The organism is Synechococcus sp. MEDNS5 (genome assembly GCF_014279875.1).
In the GTDB taxonomy this organism is placed as follows: Bacteria; Cyanobacteriota; Cyanobacteriia; order PCC-6307; family Cyanobiaceae; genus Synechococcus_C.
Window position 1 is genome coordinate 535,020 of the sequence record NZ_CP047952.1, and the last position, 18,008, is coordinate 553,027.

The 18,008-nt window shown below is 56.6% G+C and carries 15 protein-coding genes, 3 tRNA genes and 2 rRNA genes; 12 read left to right on the forward strand and 8 right to left on the reverse strand.

Features of this window, described 5'->3' with window-relative positions:
• Nucleotides 1-21 precede the first annotated feature (21 nt).
• The 5 genes from SynMEDNS5_RS02585 (at nt 22) to SynMEDNS5_RS02605 (ending at nt 3,290) form a co-directional block, all read left to right on the forward strand.
• Nucleotides 22-468: a thioesterase family protein gene (locus SynMEDNS5_RS02585; RefSeq protein WP_186584157.1), complete on the forward strand. Its 447-nt coding sequence runs from the start codon at nt 22-24 to the stop codon at nt 466-468.
• Nucleotides 469-554: 86 nt separating this feature from the next.
• On the forward strand, nt 555-1,586 hold the full coding sequence (locus SynMEDNS5_RS02590) for a DNA-processing protein DprA (RefSeq protein ID WP_255440259.1): 1,032 nt from the start codon (nt 555-557) through the stop codon (nt 1,584-1,586).
• 9 nt (nt 1,587-1,595) lie between these two features.
• On the forward strand, nt 1,596-2,495 hold the full coding sequence (gene prmC / locus SynMEDNS5_RS02595; protein ID WP_186584159.1) for a peptide chain release factor N(5)-glutamine methyltransferase: 900 nt from the start codon (nt 1,596-1,598) through the stop codon (nt 2,493-2,495).
• Nucleotides 2,496-2,515: 20 nt separating this feature from the next.
• Nucleotides 2,516-3,115 carry an L-threonylcarbamoyladenylate synthase gene (locus SynMEDNS5_RS02600; protein ID WP_186584160.1) on the forward strand — a complete coding sequence of 200 codons (600 nt, stop codon included), beginning with the start codon at nt 2,516-2,518 and terminating at the stop codon, nt 3,113-3,115.
• Nucleotides 3,116-3,119: 4 nt separating this feature from the next.
• Nucleotides 3,120-3,290 carry a hypothetical protein gene (locus SynMEDNS5_RS02605; protein ID WP_186584161.1) on the forward strand — a complete coding sequence of 57 codons (171 nt, stop codon included), beginning with the start codon at nt 3,120-3,122 and terminating at the stop codon, nt 3,288-3,290.
• 19 nt (nt 3,291-3,309) lie between these two features.
• On the opposite strand, the gene SynMEDNS5_RS02610 is transcribed toward SynMEDNS5_RS02605, so the two are convergent.
• The 7 genes from SynMEDNS5_RS02610 to ctpZ form a co-directional block, all read right to left on the reverse strand.
• Nucleotides 3,310-3,381 (reverse strand) — tRNA-Thr (locus SynMEDNS5_RS02610).
• The gene (locus SynMEDNS5_RS02615) at nt 3,372-3,617 is read right to left on the reverse strand and encodes a response regulator transcription factor (protein WP_186584162.1); all 246 of its coding nucleotides are present in this window, start codon (nt 3,615-3,617) and stop codon (nt 3,372-3,374) included. Before SynMEDNS5_RS02615 ends, SynMEDNS5_RS02610 begins: the two co-directional genes overlap by 10 nt.
• A 34-nt stretch (nt 3,618-3,651) precedes the next feature.
• Nucleotides 3,652-3,933 (reverse strand): cell division topological specificity factor MinE, encoded by a 282-nt coding sequence (minE, locus tag SynMEDNS5_RS02620; protein WP_186584163.1) that lies wholly within the window; start codon nt 3,931-3,933, stop codon nt 3,652-3,654.
• Nucleotides 3,934-3,938: 5 nt separating this feature from the next.
• On the reverse strand, nt 3,939-4,754 hold the full coding sequence (gene minD, locus SynMEDNS5_RS02625) for a septum site-determining protein MinD (protein ID WP_186584164.1): 816 nt from the start codon (nt 4,752-4,754) through the stop codon (nt 3,939-3,941).
• A gap of 33 nt (nt 4,755-4,787) precedes the next feature.
• A complete protein-coding gene (minC, locus tag SynMEDNS5_RS02630) occupies nt 4,788-5,489 on the reverse strand; it encodes a septum site-determining protein MinC (protein WP_186584165.1) in 702 nt (233 codons plus the stop codon).
• 18 nt (nt 5,490-5,507) lie between these two features.
• Nucleotides 5,508-6,764, reverse strand: coding sequence for an HD domain-containing protein (locus tag SynMEDNS5_RS02635; RefSeq protein WP_186584166.1), 1,257 nt, complete (start codon nt 6,762-6,764; stop codon nt 5,508-5,510).
• Complete coding sequence (ctpZ, locus tag SynMEDNS5_RS02640) at nt 6,765-8,060, reverse strand: carboxyl-terminal processing protease CtpZ (protein ID WP_186584167.1); 1,296 nt, start codon at nt 8,058-8,060, stop codon at nt 6,765-6,767.
• A gap of 67 nt (nt 8,061-8,127) precedes the next feature.
• On the opposite strand from ctpZ, the gene petB reads away from it, so the two are divergent.
• From petB to SynMEDNS5_RS02655, 3 genes are all read left to right on the forward strand, one after another.
• Nucleotides 8,128-8,784: a cytochrome b6 gene (gene petB, locus SynMEDNS5_RS02645; RefSeq protein WP_006042106.1), complete on the forward strand. Its 657-nt coding sequence runs from the start codon at nt 8,128-8,130 to the stop codon at nt 8,782-8,784.
• A 74-nt stretch (nt 8,785-8,858) separates the two neighbouring features.
• The gene (gene petD / locus SynMEDNS5_RS02650; RefSeq protein ID WP_186584168.1) at nt 8,859-9,341 is read left to right on the forward strand and encodes a cytochrome b6-f complex subunit IV; all 483 of its coding nucleotides are present in this window, start codon (nt 8,859-8,861) and stop codon (nt 9,339-9,341) included.
• 132 nt (nt 9,342-9,473) lie between these two features.
• The gene (locus SynMEDNS5_RS02655) at nt 9,474-10,673 is read left to right on the forward strand and encodes an SLC13 family permease (RefSeq protein ID WP_186584169.1); all 1,200 of its coding nucleotides are present in this window, start codon (nt 9,474-9,476) and stop codon (nt 10,671-10,673) included.
• On the opposite strand, the gene SynMEDNS5_RS02660 is transcribed toward SynMEDNS5_RS02655, so the two are convergent.
• On the reverse strand, nt 10,652-12,148 hold the full coding sequence (locus SynMEDNS5_RS02660) for a glycoside hydrolase 100 family protein (RefSeq protein WP_186584170.1): 1,497 nt from the start codon (nt 12,146-12,148) through the stop codon (nt 10,652-10,654). The genes SynMEDNS5_RS02655 and SynMEDNS5_RS02660 overlap by 22 nt on opposite strands.
• 677 nt (nt 12,149-12,825) lie before the next feature.
• Between SynMEDNS5_RS02660 and SynMEDNS5_RS02665 the strand changes: the two genes are divergently transcribed.
• The 4 genes from SynMEDNS5_RS02665 to SynMEDNS5_RS02680 all read left to right on the forward strand — a co-directional run bounded on the left by SynMEDNS5_RS02665 (nt 12,826) and on the right by SynMEDNS5_RS02680 (nt 17,964).
• Nucleotides 12,826-14,310, forward strand: a 16S ribosomal RNA gene (locus SynMEDNS5_RS02665).
• Nucleotides 14,311-14,495: 185 nt separating this feature from the next.
• Nucleotides 14,496-14,569, forward strand: a tRNA-Ile gene (locus SynMEDNS5_RS02670).
• Between the two features lie 9 nt (nt 14,570-14,578).
• Nucleotides 14,579-14,651, forward strand: a tRNA-Ala gene (locus SynMEDNS5_RS02675).
• Nucleotides 14,652-15,098: 447 nt separating this feature from the next.
• Nucleotides 15,099-17,964 (forward strand): 23S ribosomal RNA (locus SynMEDNS5_RS02680).
• Together the 16S and 23S rRNA genes with 2 tRNA genes alongside form the textbook arrangement of a ribosomal RNA operon.
• The last annotated feature ends 44 nt before the right edge of the window (nt 17,965-18,008 follow it).

Here is an 18,008-nt window from a genome sequence, read left to right on the forward strand (position 1 = left end):
CTGTTTCATTGGTGCTCTTCGATGGTGAATGAGAGCGTTACGGCGAGTCCATTCCGCCTTGTTAAGCGTGTGCTTCCTCAGCACACGGATCACGGTGGCGTGATGTGGCATGGGGGCTACGTGGCTTGGCTGGAGGAGGCCAGGGTTGAGGCGCTCTGTGCCATTGGCTTCCCTTATGAGCGCTTTGTCGCGGCAGGGCTGGAAATGCCTGTGGTGCGTCTCGACATCCGCTACAGAGAGGCCTTGAGGCTCGGCGATGAGGTTTTGCTGGAGTCATGGCCGAAGCCGCGTCATGGCGTGCGCTGGCCCTGGACAACGTGCGTGATGCGATCTGGCGTCTGTGCGGTTGAAGCCAGGGTTGACTTGGCGCTTGTTCAAGTACAAGGCGCTCGGAAGGTCTTGCGACACCCTCCCGCGGAGGTGGCGGAAGTTTTCGAAGCATTGACAGGCAGCAAGCGAACGCATTGAAATCAGTACACATGTACTTATTGCTGGTGTTGGATCGCTCTTGGTGGTGGGTTTGGTCGGGTTGTCCTGGAATTGGGTCTACGCGTATGCAGCAGCTCGCGGGCTTGTCTTGCGAGATGGATTGTGGATTGGGTGATCTCTGGGATTGGCCTCTCTCCAGGTTTCGTGATGTTCTTGGCTGGCCCGAGTCATTGATTCGTTCGCTGGCGCGTTACCGCCAAGCGTGTCGATCGCCAGGCAGTGTCGCGGTTCCAGACCATGTTCTGCTGCCGATGGACGCATGCTGGCCAGAGTCCCTAAGCGGTCTCGATCGCCCGCCTCTCTCATTGCAGTGGTGTGGTCGCCGTGATCTTTGGCCCCTGCTCTCCAGTCGTCAGGCCGTGGCTGTGATTGGTACCCGTCGACCGTCGGCCCATGGACTGAGAATGGCGGAGGCGCTCGGGCGGTCCCTCTCCTTGGCTGGGTGGCCAGTGGTGAGTGGGCTGGCAGAAGGCATTGATGCTGCCGTTCATCGGGCCTGTGTTCGATCCAGAGGTGTGCCCGTTGGGGTCCTCGGTACTCCTTTGCACAGGGTCTATCCCCAGGACCATCGTGGGTTGCAGCAGTCCGTCGCAGAGATCGGGCTTCTCTTCACGGAGCTCAGGGATGACGCCGGGGTGCGAAGGTCGACGTTTGCCCTCAGGAATCGGTTGCTGGTGGCTGTCGCCAGGGCAGTGGTGATCGTGGAGTGTCCCAAGGCCAGTGGTGCTTTGCATTCCGCTGCCATTGCCCAGTCGATTGGGCTACCGCTCTGGGTGGTTCCAGGTGATGCCATGCGTCACTCTGCGCAGGGCAGTAATGCACTCCTGCAAGGGAAGGCTTCCGCTCTGGTTGATCCCAGGGCGTTCATCCATGCGCTGGGAACCGGCCCTGTCCCCTGTCAGGACTCGATGGTCAGCCCCACGGCATTGAAACCATCGACAGAGAAGCTCCTCCAGCAGGTGAATGACGGTGCCACTCTTGAGCAGATGGCAAAGCGTCTTCAGGAGGATCCTCAGCACATCGCCAAGAACTTGATGCAATTAGAGCTTGAAGGCGTCGTGACAGCGATGCCTGGCCTGCGCTGGCGCTCCCTCTAGCTTCTGCCCATGCAAAAACCGCGTTGCTCAGGGCAGGACCTGCTCGCTTGGCGCCGATCCCAGCTTGCCCAGGGGGGGCGGGCTGTTGATTTCGACTGGCTGCTGATGATGCAGGGCGATCTGAGCTGGGCTGCATTGCAGAAGATGCGAATCCTGCCGGAATCAAGCGTTCAGCTCGCTGCATCCTTCAACGAGCTGGAATCGTTGTGGCATCGACATGTCAAGGAGCATGTTCCTCTTCAGCATCTGGTGGGACGGTGTCCATGGCGTGATGTGGAGTTGCAGGTCAGCCCAGCAGCGCTAATTCCCCGCCAGGAGACTGAGCTGCTGATTGATCTGGCTCTGCAATGCTTGAAGCTCTCGGATCCAGATGCTTGTTCTGAGAGAGGTGTCTGGGCTGATCTCGGTACCGGAAGTGGTGCCCTGGCTGTCGCTCTCGCCCGATCCCTGCCCCGCTGGGAAGGGCATGCTGTCGATCTCAGCGCCGAGGCCCTTGAGCTGGCGCGTGTGAATCTGCGATCACTCGCGCCCTCGCCTTGCTGCAGGCTGCACGTGGGCAGCTGGTGGGAGCCCTTGCGTCTTTTGTGGGGCAACTTGCATCTGGTGCTTTCGAATCCTCCTTACATCCCGCGCGCTCAGTTGGTTGGTCTCGAGCCGGTGGTTCGCGACCATGAACCTCATCTCGCCCTCTCGGGTGGCGATGACGGGTTGGACAGCTGTCGAGCGATCATTGATGAAGCACCAAGGGCTCTGGCTCCAGGGGGATGGCTTTTGCTGGAGCATCACCATGACCAGAGCGAGGCTGTTCTGTTGCTGCTGCGCAATGCAGGTCTTGATGCTGTTCAGGCCCGTCCCGACCTTCAGGGTGTGATGCGCTTTGCCCTGGCACGGCGTCCCTTGCGAGGGTGAGAACTTTCCAGGCGATGGTCATGACGCCTTTGGATGCACAACTGAAGGCAGTCGATGAGATTGCCAGTCACCTTCTTGGCGGGGGCGCTGCACTCCTGCCTACAGATACGCTGCCGGCGTTGGCGTGTTCTCCTCCCTCTGCGGCCAAGATCTGGACATTGAAACAACGCCCGCAGGACAAACCGTTGATCCTGATGGCGGCAGAGGTCAGCGATCTTCTCGACCTCACCACTGACAGCGCGAGGGTGGATGCTCTGCCTCTGGTCGACCGTTATTGGCCTGGGCCGCTCACGCTGGTTCTGCCTGCCGAGGGGGCGCTGATGAACCACCTCAATCCGGGTCAAGACACGCTTGGCATGAGGATTCCTGCCTGTGCCGTGACCCGATCTCTCCTGGCTCGGTGTGGTCCTTTGGCCACATCGAGTGCCAACCGATCGGGCGCAACTCCAAATTGCAGCGCTGAGCAGGCGGCCGCGGCTTTCCCTGATCTTCCCTTGCTTGGCCCTTTGCCGTGGCCCCAACCATCGGGTCTGGCCAGCACCGTTCTGAAGTGGACATCTCCGGGGTGCTGGCAGATGCTGCGTCAGGGCGCTGTGATGGTTCCAGACGGCAGCGCCTAACGCGATGATCTGGTTAATAGCGCTCGTGCTGTTTCTCCAGACGGCCTTTCACTGGCTTCTTGAGCCGGTGATTCGTCTTTTCACCCCGGTGTTCGAGCTCAACGTGCTGCCCTGGTTGTTCGCGTTCACAGGGCTGTGGCTCCTTGCCGGGCACCGCGATCGCGATCACCCTTGAAGGATCCATCCCCTTTGGAAGCCGGCTAACGGATTTGAACCGATGACCTTCGCTTTACAAAAGCGCTGCTCTACCGCTGAGCTAAGCCGGCATGGGAGGAAGTTTACCGATGGGTTGACCGTGGGGCTCTGTTGTCTGGTTCAGCCACCAGAGAACCAGTTCCAATCGCGAGCGGCAGCCTGTTTTCAAGAGCGCATGGCTGATATGACTCTCGATGGTTCGGATGCTGACCATCAAGGTCTCTGCCATGGCCTTGTTTGACATGCCATGGAGAAGAAGCTGAATCACGCCGATCTCGGCCTGGGTGAGGTTGGGTGAATTGACCATGCCGTTGGGTCTCGCTGCCGCGAGGATTCCACGGTCAACCGCCAGGTTTCGTCGAGGCCATGGATCGCCTGATCGGCAGATTGGCCACAAGGGCTGTCACGCGATCTTCGGTTTCAAGAGTGACATCACCCTCTTCAAGGTCGATATCCACGTATTTGGCCACGACCTCGAAAATTTCCCGGCGCATCTGATCCAACAGCTCGGGACTCAGATCGCTGCGATCGTGAGCCAGCACGAGCTGGAGGCGTTCTCTGGCCGTGGTCGCACTGGCCGGCTGGCGACCAAGAATTCGATCCAGAAGGTCCTGAAGTGTCATGGCGTTCAGAAGATCTTGGTTTGCATCAGTCGGCGAACCTTGGCACGCAGTCCTGTTCGCCCTTCCCGTGCTGGATCCATCAGCGGCACGTCCTCACCTTGAAGGCGTCGGGCGATGTTCGTGTAAGCCCTCGCTGCAGGAGACGCGCTGCCGTTGAGTGTGAGCGGCTCACCTCGATTCGTGCTCACAATCACCTGCTCATCTTCGAGAACGAGGCCCAGCAGTGGAAGCGCAAGGATGTCGGTGACATCGTCCACAGCAAGCATCTCTTGGTTGGCCATCATCCGGGGGCGAACCCGGTTGAGCACGAGCTGCACGGGGGTGACCCCTCGCGTGTTCAGGAGACCGATCACGCGATCTGCATCCCGCACCGCGGACACCTCGGGAGTGGTGATCACGATGGCTTCCTTGGCCGCGGCCGCAGCATTCTTGAATCCGTCTTCGATGCCTGCAGGACAGTCGATAAGGACGTAATCGAAGCGTTCGGAGAGCATGCCGACGATGGCCTGCATGTCCTCTGGTTTCAGCCACTCGAGCATGCGTGGGTTGCCGGCGGGAAGCAAGGCAAGATTCGGCTCCTGCTTGTGCTTCACCAAGGCTTGGTCCAGGCGGCATGTTTCAGCCAGCACTTCCTGGGCTGTGTACACGATCCGGTTTTCGAGGCCGAGGAGCAGGTCAAGGTTTCGCAGTCCAAAATCAGCATCCAGCACCACAGTGCGTGCACCCTGCCTGGAGAGTGCGATGCCGAGATTGGCAGTGAGCGTTGTTTTGCCAACGCCTCCTTTGCCTGAGCAGATCAGGATCGTTCGCGAAATCGTCACGGGGTCCCGGTTGGTGCGGTCACATTAATGGCTTCAATCGGCTGAAAAACTTTTCCGTTGATTCGCTTGATCATCCAGGAACGGAGGCTGGGCCGGTTCGATGGCGATGTCGCCATCGCGGATGCATGCTTGTTCAGCTTGTCCGGGCATCGGGGGCTCTTCCGGGCCTCTGGCGACAAGATCGGCAATGCGCAGCTGTAACGGCCTCAGCTGCAGCGCAACGATGCGTGCTAATGGGTTACCAGCGGCCCCGGCATGGGCGCGTCCGCGCAGGCGCCCCCAGATGTAAACGTCGCCATTCGCTGTGACAGACGCTCCTGGGTTCACATCCCCGATGACCAGCGCATGCCCCTCGCTGCTGAGGTGATCCCCTGATCGAAGCGTTCCTCGGTGAATCCGCAGGTCTCCGCGCCTGTCACTGGTTTCGGTTTCTCCGGTCTCTCCGCCAGTTTCTGCCATCGGCCGGCGGCTTGTCGGCAGACCAAGGGCAGCGGCTCCGATCTGTGTTGTGGGGCAGTGGGTGATGACCTGCTGCACCGTGTAACCCTCGTGCTCGAGAGCGTCCATCAGTTCAGTGAGCTCTCGACAACCCATCGACCAGTCACCCATGTCGAGGACGATCGATCCCGCCGGCACAGTCTCTCGCTGGTCTGGAAGCCACTGATGCCAGTGACAGCTCCGGTGGGGCGGGAGAATCAGGACACGTCGGGCCGGCGAAGGGGACGCAGCTTTCATGGCCAGACGTTACCCCCTTCAGAGAGGCGAGACCTCCTGTCTCACCCTGGTCTTCAGCTCGGCAGCAATCTCCCGGGGGTGGATCAACCAGGCCGATTCCGCGGGCGTGGCCAAGCTGCTCACGAGTGCCGACTCCTGCTCAAGGGCCTGCAGGCTGTGCCCATCCCAAAGCCGGAGCCCTCCTCGGTAGGGGTGATAGCCGTGGAGCTGGTGTTGCCGAAGCCCGCAGCAGAGGGTGGGGTCCAGTCCGACTGATTCCGACATCGTCCGTGCAGCAGCAAGCAGTTCCAGACGATCGGAGGTGTTGAGTGAGCTCACATCCAGGGCTTTCAGCAGCCTGCGATTGAGAAAGCGATCGCAGAGGCTTGCCAGGGGGGCAGGGGCTTCAGCCTGCCAGCGCTGCAGGTGGTAGCCGATGCGAAGGTCGTCATTGGCGAGGTAGCTGTCGAGATCAAGGCGTTCGGTTTCCCACAGCCAACGGTGAATCGTGGAATCCGCCCAAATGCGGTCTGGACCGAGATGGCGGGCCTCCTGAATGAGACGCTCCAGTAGCCAGTTGCACATCACGTTCAGCCGGTGGTTGTAAACGCTGCGGTACATCAGGTTGCGAACCACCAGGTAGTGCTCCACCGCCATCAATCCCTTTGGGTGAATGGCCAGCTCTCCATCAGGGGCAAGCGTGATAGCCGCAAGAATGCGATCGAGGTCAAGCTGCCCATACCGGGCACCGGTGCTGTAGCTGTCCCTCAGGAGGTAGTCGAGGCGATCACAATCCAGCTGGCTGCTGACCAGGGATTTGATCACCCCGCGTTCCGTATGGCCATGTTCGAGGAGATCCGCAACCGCATCAGCGGTACCTGAGGCGTAATTCTCCAGGGAATCCCGGATCTGAGGATGCTCCCGGATCACCCGCGCTGACCACTGCTCGTGGTGGGTGCCGAACATCTCTTCACCGGTGTGGCTCAGTGGGGCATGCCCTAGGTCGTGCAGCAGAGCGGCCCCGTAGAGAACACCCCGTTGCTGCTCCAGTGATGGATCCAGCATTTTGAGCTTCTCCATCGCCCGCCTCGCAATGGAAAACACCCCAAGGGAATGGGTGAATCGACTCGACTCGGCTCCATGGAATGTGAGAAAGGCAGGTCCGAGCTGCCGGATTCGGCGCAACCGTTGAAATGGTGATGAGTCCACCAGCGAGAGCACCATGGCTTCCGCTGGATCTCTCGCATCGAGGCTGATGCCTCGATGCAGTGGGTCGTGGTAAGTGCGGGAGCCCATTCAGGTTGGTTCCGATGCCACGTCCGTGCTGTCCAGAGGCTGGGTCTGATCGCTCGGATGCTCCTGTTCGATCAGTGCCTGAAGCACTCGTTCGGCATCATTCAGCCAGCGATCGCCTTCTCCTCCGGGGTTGAGAGGCTCCGGTTGATCCAGGATCCGGTCGGGTTGGATGCCTTGCCCTTGGATGTCCCGTCCGCTTGGGGTGACGTAACCCGCCACCGTGACAGCCAGACCACTTCCATCGCTCAGGTTGGTGAGGGTCTGAATCAGTCCCTTGCCGAATGTGTTCTCTCCAAGCAGAAGAGACCGACCGTCATCCTGGAGTGCGCCAGCCAGGATTTCGCTAGCGCTTGCGGTCCCACTGTTGACCAGGGTCACCATTGGCCCGCTGTACAGCTCCCCAGGACCAGCCTGAATGGGGTCGGCGATTCCGTCGCGATTGCGTGTTTCCACGATCGGCTCCTGATCCAGGAACACATCAGCCACTGCTAGTCCGGCGCTCACCAACCCACCAGAGTTGTTCCGGAGATCCAGCACGAGCCCCTCAACGTTCTTGTCGGACAGCTCTTCAAGAGCTTCTCTCACCTGGGAAGGAACGCCTTCACTGAACTGAGTGATGCGCAGGTAGCCGAGGGTGTGAGCATCACTGCGCAGGCGGCGTGTTCTCACAGGCCGGAGGTCGATGGTTCGCCTTTCAAGACTGATCTCTTTGGGTTCTCCCAGAGGAGGCATCAACGTCACCAACACCTGGCTGCCCACAGCTCCCCGAAGGCGAGCTGCAGTCGCTTCCAGTCCGAGAGCGTCAACACCTTCGCCATCCACTGCGAGGATCTCTGTTCCGCTGACAACACCGGCATCGGCCGCAGGTGAGCCCTCCAGAGGGGCAATCACCACAATGGAGTCCCCGTCAGGTGGATGTCCGAGCTGCAATCCCACCCCGCTGAGGCTTCCCTCGTTGCTGGCTTTCATCACGCTGTAGTCGTCAGGCCTGAGCAACCGGGTGTAAGGGTCATTCAGCGGCTGCAGCATGGTTTCGATGGCGCTGTAGGCCTGCTCACTGGTTTCGATGGTTTTTTCCAGTGCTTTCTGACGCAGCCGCTTCCAGCGGATGGTTTCGAACGTCTCGGGATCGACATAGCTCTGATTCACAAGACGCCAGCTCTCCACCACCAGCTGCTGTGCGTCATTGAGAGCGAGGGCCTGAGGAGCGGTCAGCAGGCTGATCAACACGCCGATGAACAGCCCAAATGCAAGGCGGTGCAACAGATCTGACCAGCTGTTAACAGTCGGCAACATTGGCTTCATTCTTGCGCGCCTCCCAGAGTGTCGTCGGTAGACTCTCGCAATCCAAGCCCATAACTGCATGGCGAACTCCTCACCCGTCTACGACTGGTTCCAGGAACGTCTTGAAATTCAGGACATTGCTGACGACATCAGCAGCAAGTACGTACCCCCTCACGTCAACATTTTTTATTGCCTGGGTGGCATCACGTTGGTTTGCTTCCTGATCCAGTTCGCCACTGGGTTCGCGATGACCTTCTATTACAAGCCCACTGTTGCTGAGGCCTACAGCTCGGTTCAGTACCTCATGACTGACGTGAGCTTCGGATGGTTGATCCGTTCGGTGCATCGCTGGAGCGCCTCGATGATGGTGCTGATGCTGATCTTGCATGTCTTCCGTGTGTACCTCACCGGAGGCTTCAAGCGCCCCCGCGAGCTCACTTGGGTGACTGGCGTGACGATGGCTGTGATCACCGTCTCCTTCGGAGTGACTGGTTACTCCCTTCCCTGGGATCAGGTTGGCTACTGGGCCGTGAAGATCGTGTCCGGTGTTCCGGCTGCCATCCCTGTGGTGGGAGATTTCATGGTTGAACTTCTCCGCGGTGGTGAGAGTGTGGGGCAGTCCACGTTGACCCGCTTTTACAGCCTTCACACCTTCGTGATGCCTTGGCTGCTTGCGGTGTTCATGCTCATGCATTTCCTGATGATCCGGAAGCAGGGCATTTCTGGTCCGTTGTGATCCGTTTCAGTCTCTGATCGTTTCTGATCAGAAAACTCAGGTCTGTCTAAGGTTTTTTCATCTTCTGCCGTTCCATGCACATTCTCAAGAAGCCGGATCTATCAGATCCCAAGATGCGTGCCAAGCTCGCCAAGGGCATGGGGCATAACTATTACGGAGAGCCGGCCTGGCCGAATGATCTCCTTTATATCTTTCCTGTCGTCATCCTCGGAACCATTGCCTGCGTCGTGGGTCTTGCAGTCCTCGACCCCGCAATGCTGGGTGATAAAGCTGATCCATTTGCCACTCCTCTGGAAATTCTTCCTGAGTGGTACCTGTATCCGGTCTTCCAGATCCTGCGTGTGGTTCCCAACAAGCTGCTTGGAATCGCTCTGCAAACTTTGGTTCCTTTAGGGTTGATGCTCGTTCCTTTCATCGAGAGCTTCAATAAGTTTCAGAACCCCTTCCGCCGTCCTGTGGCCATGGCTGTGTTCTTATTTGGAACTTTCACCACGATCTATCTAGGCATTGGTGCTGCTATGCCGATCGACAAATCCCTCACCCTCGGACTGTTCTGATTATTTGAACGTTTGAGTCTGCTTCAAAGCCCGGTCGAAGACCGGGCTTTTTTGTGAGTGCCATCACAGTCTGGGTTTTATCGGTTGATTCAGATGCCTGGTTTAGCGCTTGTCATCTTGATCTTGGTCTTCTTGGCGATCATCCTGCGTGGGTTCATCCCAGGTCTCCCATCGATTTCAGTGTTGATGGCACTGGGTGCCGTGCTGGTGATCGTGAGTGGCGAGATCAGTCTGTTCAATGCTTTCAAAGCGATCAATCTGGATGTGATCCTCTATCTCTTCGGTGTTTTTGTTCTCTCTCAGGCACTTGAAGACAGCGGCACGCTTGCGCAGCTGGGGACCTTTGTTTGGGGGCGTGCCCAGACGGCTTCAGTTTTGCTCGTGTTGGTGGTGGTGGTCGGTGGTTTGAGCGCCTCGCTGTTAACAAACGACACGGCGGCGATTCTTGGTGTCCCCTTGTTGCTTGCACTCACCACACACAACCAATTGCCGAGCCAACCGTTCCTGTTGGCGTTTGCTTACGCCCTATCGATCGGCAGTGTGATGAGTCCGATCGGCAATCCCCAGAATCTGCTCATCGCCACCCAGGGTGATTTGAATCGACCCTTTGAGACGTTTCTTGGTGGATTGTTTTGGCCAACCCTTTTGTGCCTGGGTTTGGTGCTCCTCGTGCTGTGGATCCGCTTTGGGCGCCTGTTAGCCAATCATCGGGTGATCCCTGTCACCAGTGGGCCTGTGGATCGCGCTCTTTCACGCCTCTGTTGGGCTGGATTGGTGCTTCTGCTGTTGGGCATCGGCCTCAAGCTGGTTTTGATTCGCGCTGGTGGTCTGTTTGATTTGCCCTTCGCGGTGATCGGACTTATTGCCGGTGCGCCAGTGCTTCTGTTTAGTCGACGACGACTGAGCACGCTCCAACGCATGGACTGGAGCACGCTCCTCTTTTTTGTGGGATTGTTTGTGCTGACTCAGGCAGTCTGGAACTCCGGGGTGTTTCAGTCCCTGCTTGAGCGCACACACGTTGATGTGCGCGGCATTCCACAGATTGTTCTGATCAGCAGCGTGGTCAGCCAATTGATTTCCAACGTTCCTCTGGTTGAGCTTTATCTTCCGCTCTTGAATCAAGGGCCCGAGAGCCCTTCCCAGCTTTTGGCACTGGCGGCTGGTAGTACCGCCGCGGGGACGTTGTCCGTGTTTGGCGCAGCCAGCAACATCATTATTCTTCAGTCGGCTGAGCAACGGGGCAGTAAGGCGTTCTCAATCATTGAATTCACGCTGATTGGGCTCCCACTGGGCTTGGCTTGTCTGGCGGTTTATGGGTTGTGGCTCGTATGACTCTCGTGCGAGTCCGGATCCGGAACAGCTCCCTCATCGAGGTCGAGCAAGAGAACATCATCGGGATTAACCCGTAAAAAATGATGGAGGAGGAGAAAGCCAACGATGGTCCAGGTCTGATAGGTCCTTGATTGCTGTCCGACCCAGGTGCCCGTTGGACCATCGAAGTATTCAGCCCATTGTTGCCGGGGCAACTGGTTGAGATGACTCCAGTAGCACTCTTCGAGCAATGCTTTCATCTGCCCCATGAGCAACACATCAGCATGGGGGTGGCGGCGCTCATGTAGCAGGATGGAACTGCCGAAAAACCAGAGAAGGCTGGGCCAGTGCCCACCGTTGTGGTAGCTCCAGGGCCAGTTTTTGGGGTCGGATCCGGTTTTGTTCTGCCATTCCAGGCTTTCCATCGGGGGATGGCAGATGCGCATCGGCATTTCGGCCATCAGGTGATCACGGTTGTGCAGCGTCAGTCGAAACAGAGCGCGCTGTTGCGGAGCCGTGAGCAGTCCGAACAAACAGCCCAGTGAGTTGCCCAGGCTGTAGAAGCGGAAGTCGGGTCGGCCCGTGCGTATGTTTCCGATCAGGTACCCACCGCGGTTTTCAAGCCAGTCCTGTAGCCAGTCGGGGATCACCTGAGGCTGAACATTGAATTCGTTTTGGTGCTGGTTGTCTCCGTACTGTTCCGTAGGCCGTCGCCTCAGCACCTGCATGGTTTTGCTTGTGACCCAGTAGTGCTTGAGCAGAAACTGCCGCAGGTCATGAACCCACTGCCGGGTCAGAACAAGCCGTTGATCCAGCAGTCGGCTGCTTTGATGTTTTCGCCCCAGCTCCATGAGCTGGGCACAGCAGCGCAGTGAGCCATAAAGGAGAACTTCCACTTCAAGCGGAGCTCCCCAAACGTCCATCGGACGGTCAATCATGAAGGCACAGTCCGGCACGAACAGAACCGGTGTGCCTTCAAAGGTTGGGTGCAGTACAAGGTCGAGCAGCAGTTGCACCCCGCGTTGAACTGCTTGGCTGGAGGCGAAGTCCTCGTCACCACTGGACTTCACATACATCCAGCACAGCACGGGCCACCAAAGACTGGCGTCAACAGATGTGATGCGACCAATGGAGCGCTGTCCGTAGTCAGCGATCAGTTGACCGTTCTCTTCGACGAAGCTTGTGGGGAAAACCCCTCGGGTTTGATACGTGGTGCTTTGTAGATCAAGGCAGAGACTCAGGAACTGCTTGACGATGTCGAAGCGTTTCTGCGTGAGCAGGTAGACCATCACCGGCACGTTGTCGCGCAGGAAGATTTCGCCATAGTTGAGGGCTTCGTCGTGCCGTGGGTGCTCGAGGGCCGCGACGCTTCCAGCGAGCTGCCCGCGCACAGGAATCAGCGTGCGTTCGAAATGCTCGCGGGCTTTGAGAACGACCTGATCCTCTTTGGAACTCGGGCGCACCCTCTGGTTCTGTTGGCTGAACCGTCCGGCCATGGTTCTCCTCCGGAGATCCCCGAAACCTAGTGATGACTTCTGTTCTCGCCAGTGGAAGCAAGTCTTGAGATGCCTTTTGTAAAGGTGTTGTTGCGTTGAAGGGGTGAGGAGGTGTTATGGTTATGGACTGCGCGGGGGCTGAGGCCCGAAGCGCAGCTTTTAGATGCTTAGAGCGAGAGCTTGTAGTGTTTGGAAGTGCTTACAAGGCCAAAGGGGAGCGATCCCACGGTGTTGTAAGTTTCACAAGCGGCCGCGAGGCTGCACCGCCAACCGCTCTTGAAAGGGAGTGCGATGGCAGAACCTGGACAACTGAAAAGTTTAGGAACTGACGCTTTCATTGCGTTTGTTACTGATGAATCAACTGCGAGGTTGAGGAGTGAGTGATGAATGAAAGAGCGATGAAGGTGTGAGGTCCCGTCAACAATTATTCGTTGCAAAGAAGCATTGCGCTTACAGCTTGAGAGTTTTCACGAGCTTTGGAGTTGTCGGTGTGCGCAATGTGGAGCAACAACCGGATCTGAGATCCTGGAAAGTCATAGATAGAGAAATCTAGATGTGCACTCTTAAGAACCCTTTCTGTGTCAGCGGAAGGAGGCCTCAACTATTACCAGTATGTCTGAGTAGTGGGTGACGCAAATCAAGTTGAGATAGCGCGAGTTATCGAGAGGACTTGATCTACAACGGAGAGTTTGATCCTGGCTCAGGATGAACGCTGGCGGCGTGCTTAACACATGCAAGTCGAACGAACCTTCGGGTTAGTGGCGGACGGGTGAGTAACGCGTGGGAATCTGCCCTCAGGAGGGGGATAACGGCTGGAAACGGCCGCTAATACCCCATATGCCGAGAGGTGAAATGAATTTCGCCTGAGGATGAGCCCGCGTCTGATTAGCTAGTTGGTGAGGTAAGAGCTCACCAAGGCATCGATCAGTAGCTGGTCTGAGAGGATGATCAGCCACACTGGGACTGAGACACGGCCCAGACTCCTACGGGAGGCAGCAGTGGGGAATTTTCCGCAATGGGCGAAAGCCTGACGGAGCAACGCCGCGTGAGGGATGAAGGCCTCTGGGCTGTAAACCTCTTTTCTCAAGGAAGAAGATCTGACGGTACTTGAGGAATAAGCCACGGCTAATTCCGTGCCAGCAGCCGCGGTAATACGGGAGTGGCAAGCGTTATCCGGAATTATTGGGCGTAAAGCGTCCGCAGGCGGCCCTTCAAGTCTGCTGTTAAAACGTGGAGCTTAACTCCATCATGGCAGTGGAAACTGTTGGGCTTGAGTGTGGTAGGGGCAGAGGGAATTCCCGGTGTAGCGGTGAAATGCGTAGATATCGGGAAGAACACCAGTGGCGAAGGCGCTCTGCTGGGCCATAACTGACGCTCATGGACGAAAGCCAGGGGAGCGAAAGGGATTAGATACCCCTGTAGTCCTGGCCGTAAACGATGAACACTAGGTGTCGGGGGAATCGACCCCCTCGGTGTCGTAGCCAACGCGTTAAGTGTTCCGCCTGGGGAGTACGCACGCAAGTGTGAAACTCAAAGGAATTGACGGGGGCCCGCACAAGCGGTGGAGTATGTGGTTTAATTCGATGCAACGCGAAGAACCTTACCAGGGTTTGACATCCTGCGAACCTCTTGGAAACGAGAGGGTGCCTTCGGGAACGCAGTGACAGGTGGTGCATGGCTGTCGTCAGCTCGTGTCGTGAGATGTTGGGTTAAGTCCCGCAACGAGCGCAACCCACGTCTTTAGTTGCCAGCATTTAGTTGGGCACTCTAGAGAGACCGCCGGTGATAAACCGGAGGAAGGTGTGGATGACGTCAAGTCATCATGCCCCTTACATCCTGGGCTACACACGTACTACAATGCTACGGACAAAGAGCAGCAAGTTCGCGAGGACAAGCAAATCTCATAAACCGTGGCTCAGTTCAGATCGTAGGCTGCAACTCGCCTACGTGAAGGAGGAATCGCTAGTAATCGCAGGTCAGCATACTGCGGTGAATACGTTCCCGGGCCTTGTACACACCGCCCGTCACACCATGGAAGTTGGCCACGCCCGAAGCCGTTACTCCAACCCTTGTGGAGGAGGACGTCGAAGGTGGGGCTGATGACTGGGGTGAAGTCGTAACAAGGTAGCCGTACCGGAAGGTGCGGCTGGATCACCTCCTAACAGGGAGACAAACAACGATTTTGATGTCTGAGTGTTTTTATTCTTAGGCCGAAATCCTGTCACCTTAGGTCGATCGGTACCTCAGCTTTGAAGCCATCAAGTTTGCAGCGATGCAAGTGAGGATGGTGGAGATTTTTAGTTCCTAAACTTTGTCTAGGTCACACCCCTGAAGGGATGAGACTCCTGGGCCATTAGCTCAGGTGGTTAGAGCGCACCCCTGATAAGGGTGAGGTCCCTGGTTCAAGTCCAGGATGGCCCATTCGGTGTTGGGGGTTTAGCTCAGTTGGTAGAGCGCCTGCTTTGCAAGCAGGATGTCAGGAGTTCGAGTCTCCTAACCTCCACTGACCGAACTGTATCCCCATCTCCAAAAGGAATTGGAGTATGAGTTCGATTGGAGTGTGATTTTAGACGTGTCCGCTGGATGACCCCAGCTTCCTGTCATTCCAAATGAAAGCAAAGAGAGTTTTGCTTGTTGTGTTTGGTTGATAAGATGCTGGGCTCAAGTCAAATGATCAAGCAATTGATGGTTTGATTTGAAGTTCTAGCAGAACCTTGACAACTGCATAGGTAAGTCTGGAAAGAATAAAGCATCTCATGGATGATGCGATGACTCTAGATAATGATCCGAAAGGATGATTAAAAGGAGTGATTGCGAATTCTATAGAGCAAGAGCCGAGACTCCATCACGTTCTTTTGATTGTGTCGAGCAATCAAGAGTTTGATTCTTGATTCAGCAATGAATCAGGGAAAATCTGTTTCAACGACAGCAAGCGTGTTGGAGATTATATGGTCAAGCTACAAAGAGCTCACGGCGGATACCTTGGCACACAGAGGCGATGAAGGACGTGGTTACCTGCGATAAGTCTCGGGGAGCTGGAAACACGCTTTGATCCGGGAATTTCCGAATGGGGCAACCCCTAGAACGGCCAGCTGAATCCATAGGCTGGCGCGAGCCAACCCAGCGAACTGAAACATCTTAGTAGCTGGAGGAAAGGAAAGTAAAAACGACTCCCTAAGTAGCGGCGAGCGAACGGGGAAGAGCCTAAACCGACAGTTTCGACTGTCGGGGTTGTGGGACAGCAATGTGGATCAGGAATGTTAGTGGAAGTGTTTGAAAGACACGCCACAGAAGGTGAAAGCCCCGTACACGAAAACTGAACTGACCTAGCTGTATCCCGAGTAGCACGGAGCACGTGAAATTCCGTGTGAATCCGCGAGGACCACCTCGTAAGGCTAAGTACTCCTGTGTGACCGATAGCGAAACAGTACCGCGAGGGAAAGGTGAAAAGAACCCCGGGAGGGGAGTGAAATAGAACATGAAACCGTGAGCTTACAAGCAATGGGAGCCCTACTCATAGGGTGACCGTGTGCCTGTTGAAGAATGAGCCGGCGACTTATAGGCACTGGCGGGTTAAACCGGAAATGGTGGAGCCATAGCGAAAGCGAGTCTGAATAGGGCGTTTGTCAGTGTTTATAGACCCGAACCCGGGTGATCTAACCATGGCCAGGATGAAGCTTGGGTGATACCAAGTGGAGGTCCGAACCGACTGATGTTGAAAAATCAGCGGATGAGCTGTGGTTAGGGGTGAAATGCCAATCGAACCCGGAGCTAGCTGGTTCTCCCCGAAATACGTTGAGGCGTAGCGTCTCGTGCTCCAGCAGGGGGGTAAAGCCACCATTTCGGTGCGGGCTGCGAGAGCGGTACCAAATCGAGATGAACTCTGAATACCCTGTGTGTAGCGAGGCAGTCAGACTGTGGGGGATAAGCTCCATGGTCGAGAGGGAAACAGCCCAGACCGCCAGCTAAGGTCCCCAAATCAACACTAAGTGATAAAGGAGGTGGGATTGCCCAGACAACCAGGAGGTTTGCCTAGAAGCAGCCATCCTCAAAGGAGTGCGTAATAGCTCACTGGTCGAGCGATCCTGCGCCGAAAATGAACGGGGCTAAGTGTTGTACCGAAGCTGCGGATTTATGGTAGGGGAGCGTTCTATGTGGGGCGAAGCGTTAGCGTGAGCGGGCGTGGACTGCATAGAAGTGAGAATGTCGGCTTGAGTAGCGAAAACATGGGTGAGAATCCCATGCACCGAAACCCTAAGGGTTCCTCCGGCAGGCTCGTCCGCGGAGGGTTAGTCTGGACCTAAGGCGAGGCCGAAAGGCGTAGTCGATGGATAACAGGTCAACATTCCTGTACCGGTTATGTTTTGGGAAGAGGGACGGAGAAGGCTAGCCAAGCCAGATGTTGGTTACTGGTTCAAGCGTTCGAGGCGTTGAGGAGCGGAGAAAACGTTCCGAGCTGAGGCGTGAGTACGAGCTGCTACGGCAGCGAAGTTGGTGATGTCATGCTTCCAAGAAAAGCTCTATACCCGTTAAGGCATAACTGCCAGTACCCGAAACCGACACAGGTGGGGTGGTAGAGAATACCGAGGTGCGCGAGGTAACTCTCTCTAAGGAACTCGGCAAAATGGCCCCGTAACTTCGGGAGAAGGGGTGCCACCGCAAGGTGGTCGCAGTGAAGAGGCCCTGGCGACTGTTTACCAAAAACACAGGTCTCCGCTAAGTCGCAAGACGATGTATGGGGGCTGACGCCTGCCCAGTGCCGGAAGGTTAAGGAAGCCGGTCAGCGTAAGCGAAGCTGGCGACTGAAGCCCCGGTGAACGGCGGCCGTAACTATAACGGTCCTAAGGTAGCGAAATTCCTTGTCGGGTAAGTTCCGACCCGCACGAAAGGCGTAACGATCAGGGCGCTGTCTCGGAGAGAGGCTCGGCGAAATAGAATTGTCTGTGAAGATGCGGACTACATACACCCGGACAGAAAGACCCTATGAAGCTTTACTGTAGCTTGGTATTGTGCCCGGGCTCTGAATGCGCAGGATAGGTGGGAGACGTTGAACCAGTGCTTGCGGGTGCTGGTGAGTCAATGGTGAGATACCACTCTTTCAGAGCTAGGGTTCTAACGTTCACCCGTTATCCGGGGAGCGGACAGTATCAGGTGGGCAGTTTGACTGGGGCGGTCGCCTCCTAAAAGGTAACGGAGGCGCGCAAAGGTTTCCTCAGGCTGGTTGGAAATCAGCCGACGAGTGCAAAAGCAGAAGGAAGCTTGACTGTGAGACCTACAAGTCGAACAGGGACGAAAGTCGGCTTTAGTGATCCGACGGTTCTGAGTGGAAGGGCCGTCGCTCAACGGATAAAAGTTACTCTAGGGATAACAGGCTGATCTCCCCCAAGAGTTCACATCGACGGGGAGGTTTGGCACCTCGATGTCGGCTCATCGCAACCTGGGGCTGAAGTCGGTCCCAAGGGTTGGGCTGTTCGCCCATTAAAGCGGTACGCGAGCTGGGTTCAGAACGTCGTGAGACAGTTCGGTCCATATCCGGTGTATGCGTAGGAATATTGAGAGGATTTCTCCCTAGTACGAGAGGACCGGGAGGAACGCACCTCTGGTGTACCAGTTATCGTGCCAACGGTAAACGCTGGGTAGCCATGTGCGGAGTGGATAACCGCTGAAAGCATCTAAGTGGGAAGCCCACCTCAAGATGAGTATTCCCATGGGGTAACCCAGTAAGGTCACGGGAAGAACACCCGTTGATAGGCTCTACGTCGAAGTCCAGTAATGGATGCAGCGGAGGAGTACTAATAGACCGAGGGCTTGACCATTAATTTGGCTCTTGTCTGAGGCAAGTTTTATTCAGACAGACACG

Coding starts and splice junctions, on each gene's coding strand:
- SynMEDNS5_RS02585 (WP_186584157.1), top strand. CDS start 22: ATGGTGAATGAGAGCGTTACGGCGAGTCCATTCCGCCTTGTTAAGCGT.
- SynMEDNS5_RS02590 (WP_255440259.1), top strand. CDS start 555: ATGCAGCAGCTCGCGGGCTTGTCTTGCGAGATGGATTGTGGATTGGGT.
- prmC (WP_186584159.1), top strand. CDS start 1,596: ATGCAAAAACCGCGTTGCTCAGGGCAGGACCTGCTCGCTTGGCGCCGA.
- SynMEDNS5_RS02600 (WP_186584160.1), top strand. CDS start 2,516: ATGACGCCTTTGGATGCACAACTGAAGGCAGTCGATGAGATTGCCAGT.
- SynMEDNS5_RS02605 (WP_186584161.1), top strand. CDS start 3,120: ATGATCTGGTTAATAGCGCTCGTGCTGTTTCTCCAGACGGCCTTTCAC.
- SynMEDNS5_RS02615 (WP_186584162.1), bottom strand. CDS start 3,617: ATGGTCAATTCACCCAACCTCACCCAGGCCGAGATCGGCGTGATTCAG.
- minE (WP_186584163.1), bottom strand. CDS start 3,933: ATGACACTTCAGGACCTTCTGGATCGAATTCTTGGTCGCCAGCCGGCC.
- minC (WP_186584165.1), bottom strand. CDS start 5,489: ATGAAAGCTGCGTCCCCTTCGCCGGCCCGACGTGTCCTGATTCTCCCG.
- SynMEDNS5_RS02635 (WP_186584166.1), bottom strand. CDS start 6,764: ATGGGCTCCCGCACTTACCACGACCCACTGCATCGAGGCATCAGCCTC.
- ctpZ (WP_186584167.1), bottom strand. CDS start 8,060: ATGTTGCCGACTGTTAACAGCTGGTCAGATCTGTTGCACCGCCTTGCA.
- petB (WP_006042106.1), top strand. CDS start 8,128: ATGGCGAACTCCTCACCCGTCTACGACTGGTTCCAGGAACGTCTTGAA.
- petD (WP_186584168.1), top strand. CDS start 8,859: ATGCACATTCTCAAGAAGCCGGATCTATCAGATCCCAAGATGCGTGCC.
- SynMEDNS5_RS02660 (WP_186584170.1), bottom strand. CDS start 12,148: ATGGCCGGACGGTTCAGCCAACAGAACCAGAGGGTGCGCCCGAGTTCC.